At 71.0% G+C, this 16274-nt stretch carries 24 protein-coding genes; 15 read left to right on the plus strand and 9 right to left on the minus strand.

Annotated elements, in window-relative coordinates; translation table 11 throughout:
* The first annotated feature begins 167 nt into the window (after nucleotides 1-167).
* Both EPO51_RS07120 and EPO51_RS07125 read left to right on the plus strand, forming a co-directional pair.
* Entirely contained in the window at nucleotides 168-1061 is an 894-nt protein-coding gene (locus tag EPO51_RS07120; protein ID WP_293347925.1) for a hypothetical protein, read from the plus strand.
* A gap of 59 nt (nucleotides 1062-1120) precedes the next feature.
* On the plus strand, nucleotides 1121-2332 hold the full coding sequence (locus tag EPO51_RS07125; RefSeq protein WP_293347928.1) for a CaiB/BaiF CoA transferase family protein: 1212 nt from the start codon (nucleotides 1121-1123) through the stop codon (nucleotides 2330-2332).
* A gap of 226 nt (nucleotides 2333-2558) precedes the next feature.
* On the opposite strand, the gene EPO51_RS07130 is transcribed toward EPO51_RS07125, so the two are convergent.
* Entirely contained in the window at nucleotides 2559-3968 is a 1410-nt protein-coding gene (locus EPO51_RS07130) for an HWE histidine kinase domain-containing protein (RefSeq protein ID WP_293347931.1), read from the minus strand.
* 159 nt (nucleotides 3969-4127) lie between these two features.
* On the opposite strand from EPO51_RS07130, the gene EPO51_RS07135 reads away from it, so the two are divergent.
* The 3 genes from EPO51_RS07135 to EPO51_RS07145 all read left to right on the plus strand — a co-directional run bounded on the left by EPO51_RS07135 (nucleotide 4128) and on the right by EPO51_RS07145 (nucleotide 5090).
* Entirely contained in the window at nucleotides 4128-4436 is a 309-nt protein-coding gene (locus EPO51_RS07135) for a glycine zipper domain-containing protein (RefSeq protein WP_293347935.1), read from the plus strand.
* A complete protein-coding gene (locus EPO51_RS07140; protein ID WP_293347938.1) occupies nucleotides 4433-4834 on the plus strand; it encodes a hypothetical protein in 402 nt (133 codons plus the stop codon). The genes EPO51_RS07135 and EPO51_RS07140 overlap by 4 nt, the downstream gene beginning before the upstream one ends.
* A 70-nt stretch (nucleotides 4835-4904) precedes the next feature.
* Nucleotides 4905-5090, plus strand: coding sequence for a DUF1328 domain-containing protein (locus EPO51_RS07145; protein WP_068877826.1), 186 nt, complete (start codon nucleotides 4905-4907; stop codon nucleotides 5088-5090).
* A gap of 11 nt (nucleotides 5091-5101) precedes the next feature.
* Here the strand turns inward: EPO51_RS07145 and EPO51_RS07150 are convergent, their stop codons facing one another.
* Genes EPO51_RS07150 through EPO51_RS07160 form a run of 3 tightly spaced genes read right to left on the minus strand, consistent with a single transcriptional unit; the run spans nucleotide 5102 to nucleotide 7090 of the window.
* Nucleotides 5102-5884, minus strand: a complete 783-nt coding sequence (locus EPO51_RS07150; RefSeq protein ID WP_363200269.1) for a metallophosphoesterase family protein — start codon at nucleotides 5882-5884, stop codon at nucleotides 5102-5104.
* Nucleotides 5881-6780 carry a diacylglycerol/lipid kinase family protein gene (locus tag EPO51_RS07155; RefSeq protein ID WP_293348142.1) on the minus strand — a complete coding sequence of 300 codons (900 nt, stop codon included), beginning with the start codon at nucleotides 6778-6780 and terminating at the stop codon, nucleotides 5881-5883. The genes EPO51_RS07150 and EPO51_RS07155 overlap by 4 nt, the downstream gene beginning before the upstream one ends.
* Nucleotides 6764-7090 (minus strand): hypothetical protein, encoded by a 327-nt coding sequence (locus EPO51_RS07160; protein WP_293347945.1) that lies wholly within the window; start codon nucleotides 7088-7090, stop codon nucleotides 6764-6766. Before EPO51_RS07160 ends, EPO51_RS07155 begins: the two co-directional genes overlap by 17 nt.
* A gap of 198 nt (nucleotides 7091-7288) precedes the next feature.
* Here EPO51_RS07160 and EPO51_RS07165 point away from each other — a divergent pair, with 198 nt between their 5' ends.
* The 4 genes from EPO51_RS07165 (at nucleotide 7289) to EPO51_RS07180 (ending at nucleotide 8951) form a co-directional block, all read left to right on the plus strand.
* Nucleotides 7289-7630 (plus strand): YMGG-like glycine zipper-containing protein, encoded by a 342-nt coding sequence (locus EPO51_RS07165; protein ID WP_293347948.1) that lies wholly within the window; start codon nucleotides 7289-7291, stop codon nucleotides 7628-7630.
* Nucleotides 7631-7715: 85 nt separating this feature from the next.
* Nucleotides 7716-8162 (plus strand): OmpA family protein, encoded by a 447-nt coding sequence (locus EPO51_RS07170; protein WP_293347951.1) that lies wholly within the window; start codon nucleotides 7716-7718, stop codon nucleotides 8160-8162.
* 330 nt (nucleotides 8163-8492) lie between these two features.
* A complete protein-coding gene (locus EPO51_RS07175; protein WP_293347954.1) occupies nucleotides 8493-8699 on the plus strand; it encodes a hypothetical protein in 207 nt (68 codons plus the stop codon).
* Between the two features lie 12 nt (nucleotides 8700-8711).
* Nucleotides 8712-8951, plus strand: a complete 240-nt coding sequence (locus EPO51_RS07180; protein WP_293347957.1) for a hypothetical protein — start codon at nucleotides 8712-8714, stop codon at nucleotides 8949-8951.
* Nucleotides 8952-9028: 77 nt separating this feature from the next.
* Here the strand turns inward: EPO51_RS07180 and phyR are convergent, their stop codons facing one another.
* Nucleotides 9029-9829, minus strand: a complete 801-nt coding sequence (phyR, locus tag EPO51_RS07185; RefSeq protein WP_293347960.1) for an anti-anti sigma factor/receiver protein PhyR — start codon at nucleotides 9827-9829, stop codon at nucleotides 9029-9031.
* Between the two features lie 174 nt (nucleotides 9830-10003).
* Between phyR and nepR the strand changes: the two genes are divergently transcribed.
* The 4 genes from nepR to EPO51_RS07205 are packed head-to-tail and all read left to right on the plus strand — an operon-like array spanning nucleotide 10004 to nucleotide 12762.
* Nucleotides 10004-10252 carry an anti-sigma T factor NepR gene (gene nepR, locus EPO51_RS07190; RefSeq protein ID WP_293347963.1) on the plus strand — a complete coding sequence of 83 codons (249 nt, stop codon included), beginning with the start codon at nucleotides 10004-10006 and terminating at the stop codon, nucleotides 10250-10252.
* Between the two features lie 11 nt (nucleotides 10253-10263).
* Entirely contained in the window at nucleotides 10264-10860 is a 597-nt protein-coding gene (locus tag EPO51_RS07195; protein WP_465246594.1) for a sigma-70 family RNA polymerase sigma factor, read from the plus strand.
* A gap of 9 nt (nucleotides 10861-10869) precedes the next feature.
* Nucleotides 10870-12582: a sensor histidine kinase PhyK gene (gene phyK / locus EPO51_RS07200; RefSeq protein WP_293347969.1), complete on the plus strand. Its 1713-nt coding sequence runs from the start codon at nucleotides 10870-10872 to the stop codon at nucleotides 12580-12582.
* A 42-nt stretch (nucleotides 12583-12624) separates the two neighbouring features.
* Nucleotides 12625-12762, plus strand: a complete 138-nt coding sequence (locus EPO51_RS07205; protein ID WP_293347972.1) for an entericidin A/B family lipoprotein — start codon at nucleotides 12625-12627, stop codon at nucleotides 12760-12762.
* 58 nt (nucleotides 12763-12820) lie between these two features.
* On the opposite strand, the gene EPO51_RS07210 is transcribed toward EPO51_RS07205, so the two are convergent.
* From EPO51_RS07210 to chpT, 3 genes are all read right to left on the minus strand, one after another.
* Nucleotides 12821-13636: a CheR family methyltransferase gene (locus EPO51_RS07210; protein ID WP_293347975.1), complete on the minus strand. Its 816-nt coding sequence runs from the start codon at nucleotides 13634-13636 to the stop codon at nucleotides 12821-12823.
* Nucleotides 13633-14001 (minus strand): response regulator, encoded by a 369-nt coding sequence (locus EPO51_RS07215; RefSeq protein WP_465246595.1) that lies wholly within the window; start codon nucleotides 13999-14001, stop codon nucleotides 13633-13635. Before EPO51_RS07215 ends, EPO51_RS07210 begins: the two co-directional genes overlap by 4 nt.
* 89 nt (nucleotides 14002-14090) lie before the next feature.
* Entirely contained in the window at nucleotides 14091-14741 is a 651-nt protein-coding gene (gene chpT / locus EPO51_RS07220) for a histidine phosphotransferase ChpT (RefSeq protein ID WP_293347978.1), read from the minus strand.
* Between the two features lie 65 nt (nucleotides 14742-14806).
* On the opposite strand from chpT, the gene EPO51_RS07225 reads away from it, so the two are divergent.
* Nucleotides 14807-15001, plus strand: coding sequence for a DUF3553 domain-containing protein (locus EPO51_RS07225; protein WP_293347981.1), 195 nt, complete (start codon nucleotides 14807-14809; stop codon nucleotides 14999-15001).
* A gap of 15 nt (nucleotides 15002-15016) precedes the next feature.
* On the plus strand, nucleotides 15017-15796 hold the full coding sequence (gene cysQ, locus EPO51_RS07230) for a 3'(2'),5'-bisphosphate nucleotidase CysQ (RefSeq protein ID WP_293347984.1): 780 nt from the start codon (nucleotides 15017-15019) through the stop codon (nucleotides 15794-15796).
* On the opposite strand, the gene EPO51_RS07235 is transcribed toward cysQ, so the two are convergent.
* Nucleotides 15793-16266: a hypothetical protein gene (locus EPO51_RS07235; RefSeq protein ID WP_293347987.1), complete on the minus strand. Its 474-nt coding sequence runs from the start codon at nucleotides 16264-16266 to the stop codon at nucleotides 15793-15795. The genes cysQ and EPO51_RS07235 overlap by 4 nt on opposite strands.
* Nucleotides 16267-16274 lie beyond the last annotated feature (8 nt).

The raw sequence follows: 16274 nt of genomic DNA on the forward strand, positions 1-16274 counted from the left end.
GTTTAGGTCCCGGCGCCGGCCCGATGGCGGACCTTCCGAACTTCGCCTTGGAGTCAGGATCGGTCCTCTAATCGCTTCCGTCCCCCCACACCCCCGCTTGCCATCCACCGCGACCTTGCCCACCCTCCCGTTCGGCTGGGCATGGGGCGTGGAGGCGGGGAAGCGCCATGCTGCGGATCGACCTGTCCCGGATGAGCGGGGCCGAGCTCCGGCGGTTGCTGGCGGCCGCCGAGGCGCGGGGCCAGGCGGGGCTGGCCGAGCGGTTCCGGGCCGAGCTGGCGGGGCGGGCGGGCGGCGGCGAGACCGCCACGGCGGCGCCGCGGCCGATCCCCCCTTCCGACGACGATGACGACGAGCCGGGGCCCATCGTGGTGCAGGCCGAGCCGCCGCTGCCGTTCGAGCTGAGCGGCCGGCGCCCGCCGCCCGCGCGGCGGTGGCCGGTGGGCCTGGCTGCGGCCGTGGCGCTGGCGGCGGGCGGGGCGACGGCCTGGGGCCTGGTCGGGGCGCCGGGATGGCCGGGCGGCTGGCCGGGCCGCGAGGGCGCGGCCGGGCCCGCGCCCCGGGCGATGACCCTCCGCAACGTGGCCGCGCCGGCGCCGGCGCCTGCCGCGGTCGCCGTCCGGACGCCGGAGCCGCAACGGCCGGCCGAGCCATCCGCCCGCGAGCCGCCCGCCTCCGAGACCCCCACGCCATCGCCGAAACCAACGACCCTGGCCACGGCCGCCCCCGCGCCCAAGGCCGTCCCCGAGCCGCGGCCGCGGCGGGCCGACCCTTGCGCCACGCCGCCCACCCCGGCCGATCGCCTGCTCTGCAACGACCTGGCCCTCAACCTGCTGCGGCAGGAGGCGCGCGACGCCTATGGCCGGGCCCTGGCGGCCGGCGCCGACCCCGCGGCGGTGCGGGCCAGCGAGACGGCCTGGCGGCGGGTGCGCGACCCGACCTCGGACCCCCGCGCCCTGGCCGAGCTGTACGAGCGCCGGATCCGGGAGCTGAGGGCCATGGCGGCGGCGGCGCCCGCGTCCCCGGCGCCGCCGGAGACGCGGGACCGACAACAAAATTGACGCTCTGACCCAGCGTCACCCGGCTTACGCTGCGGGCCCGGCTGGGCTAAGCGAGAGCCATGAGCGACGCATCCGAACCCCAGGGCCCGCTGGCCGGCCTCACCGTCATCGAGATGGGCACCCTGATCGCCGGGCCGTTCTGCGGCCAGATCCTGGGGGACTTCGGGGCCGAGGTGATCAAGATCGAGGACCCCAGGGTGGGGGACCCGATGCGCCAGTGGGGGCGCAGCCTGCCCAAGGGGCTGTCGCCCTGGTGGCCGGTGATCGGGCGCAACAAGAAGTCGGTGGGGCTGGACCTGCGCAAGCCCGAGGGGCAAGCGATCGCCAAGGCGCTGATCGCCAAGGCCGACATCGTCATCGAGAACTTCCGGCCGGGCGCCATGGAGAAGTGGGGCCTGGGCTACGAGGCCCTGTCGGCGGCGAACCCGGGGCTGATCATGGCCCGCGTGTCGGGCTTCGGGCAGACCGGGCCCTATGCGCAGCGGGCGGGCTACGGCCTGATCGGCGAGGCGATGGGGGGCCTGCGCTATGTGACCGGCGAGCCCGACCGGGCGCCGGCGCGGGCCGGGATCTCGATCGGCGACAGCCTGGCGGCCATGCACTCGGTCATGGGGATACTGATGGCGCTGCACCACAGGTCGAAGACCGGCAAGGGCCAGGTGATCGACGCGGCGCTCTACGAGAGCGTGCTGGCGGTGATGGAGAACCTGGTCACCGAATACGACCTGACCGGCTATGTGCGCGAGCGGTCGGGCTCGGTGCTGCCGGGGATCGCGCCGTCCAACGCCTATCCCTGCGCCAACGGCGAGCTGATCCTGATCGGCGGCAACGGCGACAACGTCTATGCGCGGCTGACCGAGGCCATGGGCCGGCCGGAGCTGAAGGACGACCCGAAGTTCGTGGACCACGCCAGCCGCGGCGCCCACCAGCACGAGCTGGACGGCATCGTCGCCGACTGGACCTCGACCTTCGTGCTGGACGACCTGCTGGCGCTGCTGGAGGCCAAGGGCATCCCCGCCAGCCGGGTCTATCGCGCGCCGGACATGCTGGAGGATCCGCAGTTCAAGGCCCGCGAGGCGATCGTCTCGGTGGACCACCCGGTGTTCGGGCCGGTCCGGATGCAGAACGCCTTCCCCAAGCTGTCGGCCACGCCGGGCCGGGTGCGCTGGCCGGGGCCGGAGCTGGGGCGGCATACGGCCGAGGTGCTGACCGGCCTGGCGGGGGTGCCGGCGAACAAGTTGGCGGAACTGAAGTCCGCGGGTGTAATCTAGGCAGGGTCCGCCGGCCCGCGACCTATGCCGCGGACCGAGCGTCGAGAGCTGGGTCGCCTGGTTCCGGGCGAACTCCCCTGGCCACCGGTCTGGCCCCCGCGGCTTGGCGCCGCGAGCTCTCGAGGGGTCAGATAGGCGGGCGGCCGGCCCTTGCAGAGGTGGCGACTTGTCCCAGTGCGATCCTGCCGCGCGACGGCGCGTCGCACAGCATAGCTAACGGAAATGGCTAACGATTCAGCAGTTCCGCAACGGCTGCGGCGACCTGTGTGACGTCATATGGCTTTCTGATAACCGGAGCCTCGAAACCACCAGGGGCGCCGCCAGTCTCGCCGTAGCCGGTGGCGAAGACGAAGGGGACCTGGCGCTGGTGCAGCGCCTCGGCGACCGGGGTCACGGAGCGGCCGTTGAGGTTGGCGTCGAGCACCGCGGCGTCGATCGGCTGGTCCAGCAGCGCCATGGCCTCCTCCAGCTCATAGGCCGGGCCGATCACCGTGGCGCCGGCCTCGGACAGGCCGGTTTCCAGTTCCAGGGCCAGCAGGACGGCGTCCTCGACGATCAGCACCCGGGCGCCCCTCAGGCTGGCGGGGCCGCGGGAGGTGGGGACCGTCTCGGTGACCCGGGCGACGGGGGCCTCGGGCATGATGTCGGGCCGGTCGGCCATGGCCTGCGGGCCGGCGCGCAGGCGCACGGTGACACCGGCGGGGCGGTACTGGACCGTGGTGTCGCCGTTCAGCTCGCGGCCGGTGACCTGGCTCAAGAGGGTGGAGCCGAAGCCCTGGCGGGCCGGCGCGGAGACGGTGGGGCCGCCGCTCTCGGTCCAGGTCAGCTCGAAGCCGCCGCCGGTCCGCGTGGTCCAGTTCAGCCGGACGTGGCCGGACTCCACCGACAGGGCGCCGAACTTGACCGCGTTGGTGGCCAGCTCGTGCAGGGCCAGCGACAGGGCGTTGGCGGCGCGCGGGGTGAGGAAGAGGTCGGGGCCTTCCCAGCTGGTCTGGCCCGGGGCGATGGCCCCCAGCTCGGCCGCCGCCAGGTGGTCGATGGCGGCGCCGCGCCAGCGGGCGGCGGTGAGCAGCTCGTTCGCGCTCGCCATGGCCTTCAGCCGGCCGCCGAAGGTCTGCAGGAAGGCGTCCAGCGACGTGGTGCGCTTGGCCGTCTGCTGAGCCAGGGCCTGGACGGCGGCCAACACGTTCTTCACCCGGTGGTCCAGCTCGGACATGAGCTGCTGGCGCTGGTCGTCCTCGAGGTGGGCGAGGCTGACGTCCTCGACGATGCCGGTCAGCCGCAGCGGCGCTCCGGCCGTGTCGCGGACGATGACGCCTGCCAGCCGCAGCCAGATCAGCCGCTGGTCGGTCGGCCGGATGAACCGGAACCGGATATCGAACGTGTCGGCCGCCTTCAGCGACGCGTCCCGCTGCGCGATGAAGGCCTCGACGTCGTCGGGATGCGCGTGCCGGGCCAACAGGCCGCCGACGTCGTCCACGACCTCTCCGGCCGGCAAGCCGGTGATGGCGGCCATCCGATCCGAGACGGTCAGCGCACCGCGCGACAGATCCCATTCGAACTCGCCAAGGCCCGCGACCTGGAGGGCTAGCTCCAGACGCTCGCGGTCAGAGCTGCGTCCCAACTCGCGCGTCATGAATCCAACATAGGCAAGCCTGCGGCCGGAGGCGACCATCAACAGCGCAAACTTTCGTTGCCGTCCACCGGACCTTTGCGGCGTTCCGGATAACGACCTATGTTGCGCCGCTCGATAGCTCAGCTCCTGCAAGGAGCGCACCCCGTTGGGAGACGACCCATGCCGCCCAAGTCCGGCCAACTGACGACCGAAGACGTGGCCGACGCGGCCAACGACACCGCCGCCAAGATCACCGCCGACGCCCAGAAGGCGATCGCCGACGCCGCCAAGCGGATTGAGGCCACCGTCCAGCAGGCGCTGGAACAGGTGCGCGCCCAGTCCCGGGTCTACGCCGACGTGGCCGGCGAGCAGTTGGACGAGGCCAGCCGCCTCGCCAGCGAACAGATCCGCGCCCGCCCCCTGGCCGCCACCGGCGCGGCTCTGGGCATCGGCGTGCTGATCGGCATGCTGCTCGCCTCCAAGCGTTGAACCTCCCGCGGATCCTGAGCCTTGCCGCCGCGCTGGCCGCGGTGGCGGCGGCCGCGGCCGTGTGCGTGGTGGCGGGCTCGTTCGCCCTCTACGCAGTGGCGCGCGCGTATATCGGCCCGGCCGGCGGTGCGGCCGTGGTCGCGGCGGCGTTCGCCGTGGTGGCGGTGGCTGTCGCCTGGATCGCGACCCGCAAGGCGGCTCCCAAGGCTGGGGCTGGGATCCCGCCGCCGCCGGCCTCGCCGATCGACAAGGTGGTGGCGATGGCCAAGGAGCATCCGCTCGTCGCCGTGGGCGCCGCGGCGGTGGCGGTCACCGTGATGGTCCGCAATCCGGCCATGGTCACCGCGCTGGTCAGTGCGTTCCTGGCCGGCAACAGCTCGCCCAAGCCGCCCAAGTAGGCGGAACGGCAGCGGCCCCGGAGCGTTGCCTTCGCCGCAGGGAGCTTACCCTGCGAACGGAGATTGTGACATGCTCGGTTGGGCCCTGACCTTCCTGGTGGTCGCCCTGATTGCGGGCGTGCTCGGCTTCACTTCGGTGGCCGGAGCCGCAATGGGGATCGCCAAGATCCTGTTTTTCGTCTTCCTGGTCCTGTTCGTCGTCTCGCTGGTCATGCACCTGGTGCGTGGCCGCGGCGTCGGTCCCGGACCGCTGTAACTGACGTCCACCTAGCCTGCGCGCCGATCCAGCGCCCAGGTCCGATAGGGCTCGTAGTGCGAGCCCTTCCAGGCGAGGGCGGTCACGCGAATGCAGCCGTCCTCGACCTCGACCTCGTTGTAGCCGGGCGGAACGCCCCGCTCGCGCACCGACAGCGTGCCGGCCCCGACTGCATAGGTCCGCCCGTCCCGATGCGGATAGGGCCAGGCGAAGGGTGCGTGGATGTGTCCGGAGAGCACCAGGTCCACCCTGGCCGCCGCGAACGTCTCGGCCGCCTTCTCCCCACCCCAGACGCGCGCCGTCATCGGTCCGCCCATCATCTCGACCAACGGGTGGTGGACGACAACGATTCGCAGCTGGTCGGCGGGCTCGAACCATTCGGCGGCCGCTCGAGCCTGGCGCGCGGCGATCTGGCCCTTCGACCAGTTGAGCCGGGGCTGGGCGCCGCGGGCCGTATTGACGCCGCGCACGGCCACGCCGCCCTGGCGCCAGGTCTGCGCCGAGGCCGGCCCGATATGGCGCTCGAAGCGGCGGAAGGGGGCGAAGATCCGCTCGGCCCAGGCGATATAGGGGGCGTCGTGATTGCCCGGCGTCACCAGCCGCGGCTCCGGCAGGCTGTTCAGCCATTCGACGCTCGCCTCGAACTCGGGGACCTCGGCGAACTGCGTCAGGTCGCCGGACACGATAGTGAGGTCGAAGCCGCCGGCCCGGATGCGCTCGCCGGCCGCGGCCACAGCGTCCTTGTTCTCGCCGCCGAAATGGATGTCCGAGAGGTGGGCCAGCCGGATCTTCACCGCTCGTCCTTCGGCGGGGCGAGGACGCGGCAGACCTTGGGATCGTAGCGTACGTCGATCAGGCTGGGCAGCTTCACCGTCTCGCCGTCCAGGATCGCGGGGATGCCCTGCGCCGACCAGACCCGGGCGATCTTGCAGAACCGGTCATCGACCGCTGGATCCAGGCGCCAGTCGCGGACCATGGCGTTGATGCCCAGCCGCAGGATCTCGCCGGCCCCTTTGGGGTCGAGGGCGGCGGCCTCCAGCCGGCCGTCCTCGGCGTGCATCACCTTGGACGCCATCGGGCACATCAGCACCAGGGCCTCGGCCTTCTCGCGCTGGCCGCCGTCGAGCGAATAGCGCAGCCGCCCGGTGAAGGCGCGCGTGAAGGCCCGCTTGGCGCGCAGGAAGGCCAGTTTCGGTTTGCCGCTGCGCGCCGCCTCGCGGGCCGGGGCCAGGAGAGCGGGAGAGCCCAGGATCGCCGCGACCAGGAAACGGTGGCCCTCGATGCAGCCGCCCCCCAGGTTCCGGGGCCGGCCCTCCGTCAGCGCCAGGCGCAGGGCCTCCGGCCAGGGCCGGGTCCCGTACACGGCGTGGGGCAGCATGTTCATGGTCCCGCCGGGCAGGGGGGCCATCATCGGCCCGTCGGGCCCGCACAGCTCCGCCGCCGCGCGCGCTGTGCCGTCGCCCGCGAGTACAATCAGGAGGTCAGGGGCAGCGTCCACGCTGGCCTTGAGGCGGGCGATCAGGTCACCGGGCTGCGCGGCGTGGACCTTGGCGGTCACTCCGAACTCGGCGAGCACCTTGGCGATCTCGTCAGGCGCGGTCGGGCCAACGCTGCCAGAGGCGACGTTGGCGACGACCTCGACCTTGCCGAGGCGGGGGCGGACGGCGGCGTCGCTATCGGCTTGTGGCAGGCGTCTGGGTCCTGTCGGTCGTTGTCGCGTCGCGCACGGCCTGACCGGCCTGGTCGGCGGCGCCGCGGACCACAGGTTCGGCCTGGTCGGCCGCCGTGGCAAGGTTCTGATCCACTACGGTCCCGGCGCCGCCGAACGAGCCGTTGACCGCAGCCAGGGCCATGACGATCAGGCCCACGGCCGCGGCGATTATCGTGAAGGTCATCAGGATCGGGTGGCGGCGGCGCTGCTTCTTGGCGTCCTGACGGCCCAGCTCATAGGCCTGCCGCAGGTCGCTGCGCTCGGTGTCGCGGTCGCTGTAGGAGGTCACGGCTTTTGTCTCCAGGAAGTGTTCCCTCGTTGCAACGGGGCTCGACACCCTTGGTTCCGGACGGAACTGTGGAGGTGCCGATGCGTTTCCGGCCAGGAGCGCATCCAGCCGCGAGGCGAAGAGGAGGCGCTCCAGAGTGATCTGGCGCCCCTCCCGCGGGCGGGCGCGCCGGGGACACCCCAAAGGAGAGCCATTCGAATGTTGAAGCCTCTTATCGCTATCGCCGGCGCCGGCCTGCTGGCCTCCGCCTGCACCTCCTCCGGCCACACGGAACGCAGCGCCCTCGGCGGCGCCGCTCTCGGCGCGCTTGGCGGCGCGGCGATCGGCGCGATCTCGGGCGATGTCGGCGTGGGCACAGGCGCTGCGGTCGGTGCGGCCGTCGGCGGCACCGTCGGCGCCGTGAAGGGTTGCCGGGACGAAGGCGGCTGCGGCAAGGACACGCCGAACCGTCGCCAGTACTACGACGAGCGCGCGGGTCGCTATTACTACTACGACTCGGGCACCGGCCGGTATTACTGGGAAAACGGCACGCCGCGCTGACGCGGACGCCGACACCGGAATATGAAAGGGGCGGCCGGACTTCCTTCGGCCGCCCCTTTCGGTTGCACATCTGGAGGGGCTGAACATGAAGACCGCCATCGTGACCGGCTTGGCGCTGGCGGTGGGCCTGACCGGCTGCTCCAGCATGAGGAGCGCCCGTGACGCCATCGTGCGCGCGCCGGCCACCTGCCAGGATGTGACCATCCCGATCTACTTCGAGCCAGACGCCGCCCAGCTGACGCCCGAGGGCCGCAGGGTGATCTCGACCCAGGCGGCGCAGGCCAAGCGCTGCCGGATCGACGCCGTGCGGGTCATGGGTCTGGCCGATGCGGCCGGCGATCCGGCCGCTAACCTGGAGCTTTCCAAGGCGCGCGCCGCCTCGGTCACGGACGCGCTGATGCGGGCCGGCCTGCCTGCGGCCGAGTTCGATCTCTCCGCCGTCGGCCAGGCCGGGTCGCTCACTTCAGATGGCAAGATCCAGCCGGTCCGCCGCCGCGCCGACATCACCTTGAAGCTGGGACCGCCGAAATAGGCGCGAGCCGCGCGTCGCCCATCTTCGCACGCCCCGGCGAAGGACGGACCCGCCGCCAGGCGCACAAAGAGAAGGGCGGACCTTCAGGCCCGCCCAGGTGTGCATCATCGAGAAAAGGGGTGCGGAGACGGCAGACTGGCATGCTCGCCAGCCTCAAGTCGGGGGGGGCGTCGCCGCCTCCGCACACATAAAACACGGACGTCTGACAACCGTTCCGAGAGGCGCCGAAAATTTTTCCAAGAAATGCGGAACGCCCCGCCGGGCCTCAGCGGGGAACGTCGGCTTGACCGTGTGCGTTAGTCCGACTGCCGTCAGGAAAGGCCGTCTTCCATGCGCAGTTCCTTCACCGCCACAACCGGTCTGAGGCTCACCCGGAGCCCGAACGCGCGGGATCAGGCCGCCCGCTGGCGGCTGGTAGCAGCGGCCGCTTTCATCGGCCTGGCGCTGGCAGGCGGCCTTCTGGGCGCGATCACCGCGCCGTCCGCCGGCGACCAAACGGCCCGCACGGGCCCGTTCAGCTATTTCCCATCCGAGTAAGGAGACCGATCCATGTCGTCCCGCGAGACCGAGAGGCCGGTCCTCAACGCCACCCGCGCGCGCCAGGGCCGCTGGGGCCGCCACATATTCTGGGTGCTGGTGTTCGGCACCCTGCTGGCCGCCTTGGGCATGTTCGCCGCCTGGACCTGGAAGTCGGCCGACGAGGGTCCGGCCGGCGCCGCGCAGGAGACCGTCGATGGTCGGGGCTTTGGCGCGCCGGAGCCGCCGCCTCCGAACCCGCAGAACCCGTAGCCTTCACGGCTTGGCCGCAAACGAAAAGGGCGCCGCTTCTGCAGCGGCGCCCTTCTCTGTTCGGGCCTCGCCGCCGATCAGGCGGCCTGCTTGTTCTGCCGGCGGGGGTGGAAGAACAGCGCCTGGCCGATGGCGGCCTTCACCGTCTCGGGCTGGAAGGGCTTGGTGATCAGGAAGGTGGGCTCGGGACGCTCACCGGTCAGCAGGCGTTCCGGGAAGGCGGTGATGAAGATCACCGGCACGTCGTAGCGCTGGAGGATGTCCTTCACGGCGTCGATACCGGAGGAGCCGTCGGCCAGCTGGATATCGGCCAGCACCAGGCCGGGCGTCTTTCGGGCGACCGCGTCCACGGCCTCGGTGCGGGTCGCGGCGATGTCGACCACCGAGTGGCCCAGTTCGGTGACCAGGGCCTCGATGTCGGCGGCGATCACCGGCTCGTCCTCGATGATCAGGACGTCGGTGGCCAGCTCGGCGTCGATCTCGGCCTGGGCCTCGGAGATCAGGCGTTCGACTTCGCTGAAGTCGGCGCCCAGGATCTGCGCCGCCTCCGTGGGCGTGAAGCCCTCCAGCGCGGTGAGCAGGAACGCCTGGCGCGAACGCGGGGCGATGCGCATCAACCGGCGGGTGGCGTCGTCCATGCCGGTGTCGTCGTCGGCCGGCCCTTCCAGCTGGGCGCCCGAGCTGCACCAGATAGCGTGGAAGACGTGATAGAGCGCGACCCGCGGCGTCATGTTGTCGGCGAGCGTACGCTCGCCCGCAGCCAGGGCTTCAAGGGCCACGCGCACATAGTTGTCGCCAGTGGTCTGGTCGCCGGTAAGAGCGCGCGCGTATCGGCGCACATAGGGAAGATGCGGCGCCAGTCGGGCTAGAAGACTCAAGGGTGACCCCTCCCGTATTGCAGTTCGAACACGGCAGCCCGCGACGAGGAGCATATACCCCGACCGGACCCCATGATGTGCTGAAAACGTCACCGCTGGGAACCGGTTCCCTTATTGATCGGTTTTCAGCATCTTGGTCGCCGCCGTGTGGGAACCCGAACTGGGACGAGGGCGTTGAGCGATCGCAAGGAACACGAGAGGGGGCGGACTCCGCGCGAGCGGAGCGCCGACGAGATGATCGAACAGCGTCCAACCACGGAGCGCCGCAAGGCCTCCGCAGCTCTTGATGAAGCCCGCCTGCGGCAGCAGGCGATTGGCGTACGCCTGCGTCAGATGTTCGATGAGGTGGTGAACGAGGATGTCCCCGAAGAATTCCTCGAGATACTGAGGCGTGCCGACGAACGCGGTTCGGAGAAGGCCTGATGGAGGCCGCTATGGAACGGGTCCGCCCGCCGCGAACCGCCGAGGACGACGCCGCCTTCAAGCGTGAGCTTGTGCAGCTGATCCCCCATCTTCGCGCCTTCGCCCGCACCCTGTGCGGGGATCCCACCGCGGCTGACGACCTTGCGCAGGACGCCATGATGAAGGCGTGGGACGCGCGGGCCAGCTTCCAGATGGGCACGAACATGAAGGCCTGGACCTTCATGATCCTGCGCAACCAGTTCTATTCCGAGAAGCGCCGCTCGTGGCGGCAGAGCCAGCTCGACCAGGAGGCGGCCGAACGCACCCTGGTGGCGGTGGACGATCCCGAGGCGCCCGTCGCCCTGGACGAACTGCGCCAGGGCCTGGCCATGCTGCCCGCCGAACAGCGCGAGGCGCTGATCCTCGTTGGCGCAGGCGGTTTCGCCTACGAAGAGGCTGCGGAGATCTGCGGCTGCGCCGTCGGCACCGTGAAGAGCCGAGTCAGCCGGGCCCGTCGCGCGTTGCACGCCATCCTCGAGGATGGGGCGTACGACCGGGACGGCGCATCCGCCAGCGATGCGATGCGTTCTATCCTGGCCGACGCGGAGCGGTTAAGCAGCGTCCGGTAGGACGCTGCCATGGTTGGATTCCCCGCCGGTTCGTTGAGCACGATCCGGGTTCGCCTCATCGCGGCCCTGGCCGTAGCGCTCCTGCCTGTTCTGGTGCTGGGCGCGATGCAGTCGGCGATCGGCTTCCAGCGCGAGGGCCGCGAGCTGCGGCAGAACCTCGGCTTCGCGGCCGACCGTAGCGCTGCGACCGCCCGCGCGCGGATGGAAGGCGCGGACATCCTGCTGCAGACGCTCGCGCCTGGCGCGATCGGCTTCCAGTGCCAGAAGCGCCTGGAACAGGTGACGACCCGCATCCCGGGCTATCTCAACCTGATCCGGTTCGACCGGCAGGGTCGCGTGGTCTGCGCCGCCGGCGGCGTGCCCGCCGATCTCGGCCGGGCCCAGCGCCCGTGGTTCCGCCAGCTCGCCGAGGGCGGCGACATCTCGATCACCCGAGACCCTGGCTCGGGCTACGCCGAGGAGCCGGCGATCCTGACGGCTGCGCGCGCCACGGCGACCGACGGCGCCTTCGACGGCGCTTTCGCAGCGGTGATCGCGCTCACCAGCCTGCAGCCGAAGGTCAACGACCCGTCGCTGCCGAAAGGCGCCGAGGTCGGCCTGGTGGAGAAGACCGGCCGCTACATCACCTTCACCGACGCCGGCGCCTTCCCGACGCTGCCCGCCGACTGGCGCGCCAAGGTCGAGGCGCGCGGCACGCTGGTCTGGTACGGCAAGGACGGCAAAGGCCGCCGCCGGGTCTATTCCGCCGCCCCCGTCGTGGGCGACGAGGTCTATGTGGTGTTGTCGGCCCAGTCGCCGGGCCTGTTGTCCTGGGCGCGGCTCAACCCGCTGACCGGCATCGTCTTCCCGCTGCTGACCTTCCTGCTGGCCCTGATCGCCGTGTCCGTCGTGACCGAACGGGTGGTGGTCCGCTGGATCGCCTATCTGCAGCGGATCGCGGCCCTGTACGCCCGCGGTCGCCTGAGCGTGCGGCCGGTCCAGGCCGAGCAGATGCCGCCGGAGATCCGAGAGCTGGCCGAGACGCTGGAGGACATGGCCGACGCCATCGTGGGCCGCGACGCTTCGCTTCGCGACAGCCTGGCCCAGAAGGACGCGCTGATGCGCGAGATCCACCACCGGGTGAAGAACAACCTGCAGGTCATCTCCAGCCTGCTGAACATGCAGCAGCGCTCGCTGGTCGACCCCGCCGCGCGCTCGGCGATGAGCGACACCCGCCAGCGGATCACCGCCCTGGCCCTGATCTACCGGGCGCTCTACCAGGGGCCCGACCTGAAGCGGGTCGACCTGCGGCCCTTCCTGGAGGAGTTGACAGCCCAGCTCGTGAACGGGGAGCTCATGCAGGGTCATACGGTGCGCACCGAGCTGAAGGTCGATCCGCTGGTCATCGACCCGGATCGCCTGGCCCCCCTGGCGCTGTTCGCGGTGGAGGCGATCACCAACGCCCAGAAGCACGCCTTCAACGCGCGAGGCGGGACCCTGCGGCTCACCTTCTCCGTCCGGGGAGAGGAGGCGGAGCTGGAAATCTCCGACGATGGGGAGGCGGCGGAGAACGCCCTGGTGACGTCCGGCGTGGGCCGCACCCTGATGACCGCCTTCGCCAGACAGCTCCGGGGCCGGGCCGAGTTGGCGCGCAACGCCGAGGGTGGAGTCACCGCCCGCCTCATATTCCCGACTCCGGCGGCCGACCGGGCGGCTGTGCAGGGGAACCAAGCCGCGGCCTGAAGCGTTGCCGCAGCGACGCTTTCAAACCCCCGGGAGATTTCTATGCGCAAGATCGTTTTGCTGGCCGTTTTGGCCGCCAGCCTCGCCGCAACGGCGTGCAACACCGTTTCGGGCGCCGGCAAGGATGTGAAGTCCGCGGGTGAGGCGGTTACGGACACCGCTGAAGACGCCAAGAAGTAGATCCCGCGACGAACCCGTCGAAGAAGCCCTGGCGCGCGAGCACCGGGGCTTCCTTCGTTCAGGCCGCCGAGCGAGCCACGTCGTCGGTGGCGGCGTAGAGGCTGAGGTCGGGGGCGGCCCGGACGAAGGCCTTGCCTGCCGAGTCGTTCTGCCCGAGCACCAGCAGCCCACCCGGGGCAAGGGCGGCGTGAAGCTGGCCCAGAACGCGGCCGCCGGCCTCGGGGGCCAGTTGGCCCAGGGCGCTGCGGCACAGGATCAGGTCGAACTGGCCGACGCGGGCCAGATCGTCCATCAGGTTCACGCGGCGCCACCGCACCATCTGGCGCACCCGGGGCGACAGGGCGAAGAACTCGCCGTCCTTCTCGAAGTGGCGCACCAGCATGCGGGCCGGGAGGCCGCGCTGGACTTCGAACTGCGAATAGCGGCCGCTCTGGGCCTTCTCAAGGCTGCGCTCCGAGAGGTCGGAGGCGAACAGCTCCAGCTTGCCCAGCCCGGGGACGTCGGCGAGCAGCATGGCCAGGGAGTAGATCTCCTGCCCCGTGCCGCAGCCCGCGCTCCAGATGCGCAGCGGCTCGCCGCCGCGCGAGCGGGCCAGGACGGGGACGACCTCGTCCGCCAACTGGGCGAATACGTGATGGTCGCGGAAGAACTCGCTTTCGGGCAGGGCCATGGCCTCGACGGCGGCCCAGGCCAAGCGGTCGTCCGCCCCGTGCCGCAGGGCGTCGATGAACGCCTCGGTCGAGCTGAAGCACTCGCGGCGGGCCAGGGGCGAGAGCCGGCTTTCGATCAGATAGGCCTTCTCGGCGTCCACCATGAGGCCGGCGCGCGCCAGGCACAGGGCGGAGACGAAGGCGCGGTCCGGGGCCGGGATCACGCCAGCAGCCCCAGATAGTCGAGCTTGCCCGCGACGATCCCGCCGTCGAAGGGCTTCATGATGTATTCGTCGGCGCCCGCGTCCAGCGCGTCGCGGATCGACTCGATCTCGTTCTCGACGCTGCAGAACAGGACCTTGGGACGGTCGCCGCCGGGCTCGGCGCGGAGCTTCTTCACGAACTCCAGCCCGTCCATCGCCGGCATCCGCCAGTCCAGCAGGATCGCGTCGGGCATGACGGCCGTGCACCAGGCCATGGCCTCGACGCCGTCAGCCGCTTCCGCGACCTCGAAGCCCAGATCCTCAAGGATCCGGCGCGAGACCTTGCGGATCACGCGGCTGTCGTCGACGACGAGACAGGTCTTCAAGGCTTCCGGCGCTCCAGCAATCTGGAGGCCTATGTCGCGCCGAGTTGGTTAACGCGCGGTGTGGCTCGGCGAAGAACCGCGTGGCCGGGTCAGGCGGGCAGGGTCGCGGCGAAGATCACCCGCTCCTCCTGCACGTCGGCGAATACGCGGCCGCCGGCGTCGGTGACGAACAGGTGCGTGTAGTAGGCCTGGACCCAGTGGCCGTGCAGGCCCTCGCCCAGCGGCTGGCCCTGCAGGCCGGCCAGGACCTCGGGACGCAGAAGCGCGCGCGGGCCCGTGGACTCCAGGGCGATGGCCACGGAGGCGCCTTCCTGCACAGCGCGGACCTTGGCGATCCCGCCGGTCGGCAGGGCCGCCCCCGCCATCTGGGCCAGGTTCAGCAGGGTGCGGGCCGCGGGCTTGTTCACCGCCGGGGTGTCCACCATCCATTCCAGTTCGGCGCGCATGTGGCCGAACACGCCGCGGGCCAGCTTCTCCAGGTCGCGGGCGTCGAAGGTCTCGGCGGAGGCGGAGGCGCCGAACGCCACCCGGCAGAAGGACAGCAGGTCCGCCAGCTTCTTGGCCGAGGTGACGATCAGGCCCATGGCCTCCTCGCGCATGTCCTGAGCGGAGGGGTCCTCCAGGAGGTCGAGGCCCGAGGATATGGCGCTCGCCGGGCTGATGAAGTCGTGGCACATGCGCGCCGCCAGATAGGCGGCGAGCTCGGCGGGACGCACGGCGAGGTCGGTGGTGTCGGTCATGGCGCCCCAGCTTTGACGCGATTTGCGCCTTGGGGAAACGCCTCGGCCTCTCTAAGGAAGCCGTCATGACGACGTTTTGGGACCCTTTCCTGGAGCCGGGCGTCCTGGTGCGTCACCCCGCGGAGCCGGACTGGGGCCTGGGCCAAGTCCAGTCGGTGGTCGGCCGGAAGGTGACCGTGAACTTCGAGAACGCGGGCAAGCGGACGATCGACGCGGGCGTCGTGACCCTGGTGTTCGTGGCGGACGATCCCCGAAAGTAGAGGGCCGAGGGCGAATTGAGCGATAACGCAAAGAACGAGAACGATATCGGCCAGGCGTTGGCCGAGATCTGCGAGGCGGCCGCCGCCCTGATCCTGCCGTTGTGGCGCTCAGGCGTGGAGGTGCTGACCAAGGCCGACGAGAGCCCGGTGACCGAGGCCGACCAGCGGGGCGAGAAGCTGATCCTGGAACACCTGGCGCGGCGCTTTCCCGGCGTGCCCGTGATCTCGGAAGAAGACGCCAGCGAGTTCGGAACGCCCGACGCCATCGGGCCGCGCTTCTTCCTGGTCGATCCGCTGGACGGCACCAAGGCCTTCGTCCGCGGCGATCCGAACTTCACGGTGAACATCGGCCTGATCCAGGACGGCCGCCCGGTGGCCGGCGCGGTCTGCGCCCCGCCGAGCGGGGAGACCTGGTTCACCCACGGCGGCGCGGCGCTGAAGCGAGTGAAGGGCGGGACGGACGCGGCGGTGCGCGTGCGACGCTGGCCAAAAGGCAGCGCCGTGGCCCTGGTCAGTCACACCATGAAGGAAGAGACGACGCGCAAGCTCGCCGAGGAGTACGGCTTCGACGTGCCGGAAGCGATGGACTCCTCGATCAAGTTCTGCCGGATCGCCGAAGGCTCGGCCGATATCTATCCGCGGCACGGGCCGACGATGGAATGGGACATCGCCGCGGGGCACGCGGTGTTGGAGGCGGCCGGCGGTTCCGTGCTGACGCTGGAGGGCCGGCCCTTCGCCTACGGCAAGGCTAGCGAAGGCTTCCGCAACGGCTGGTTCGTGGCCCGCGGGGGCTAGGCGTCTTTCGGCGGATGGGCCGCGATCCAGGCGTCCAGCGCCTGGGTCGCCTCGGCGGAGCAACCGCCCTGGTGGACCTGCACAACGGCGTCCAGGGTGGTGATGGTCGCCGGCTCGGGGCAGAGCCCCGCCCGGGTCCGCATCGGCCGCGTGACGCCCGGCCCCCTCTGGTCTGTGGACACGATCACCTTCAGGATCGCCAGGCGTTCGGCGTCGGCCTGGCTGGACTGGCGCCGCGGCAGGAGCACGCCGCCCTCCGCGCCCCTCAGGCGGACCAGATCGCCCGAGGCGTGCATCAGGGTGACCGTGCGGCCGGGCGCCAGGGTCAGCCTCATGCCGCTGTCGTAGGCCTGGCCGCGGACGATGGCGGGGTCGGTGGACCCGACCACGATATAGTCGCGGGCCGCGCCGGCGCCGGCGAAGGCCGCGAGGGCGAGACCGAGGATCGGAAGGGCAAGGCGTCGGAGCATCCGGCGAG

Source organism: Phenylobacterium sp. (genome assembly GCF_004297125.1).
In the GTDB taxonomy this organism is placed as follows: Bacteria; Pseudomonadota; Alphaproteobacteria; order Caulobacterales; family Caulobacteraceae; genus Phenylobacterium.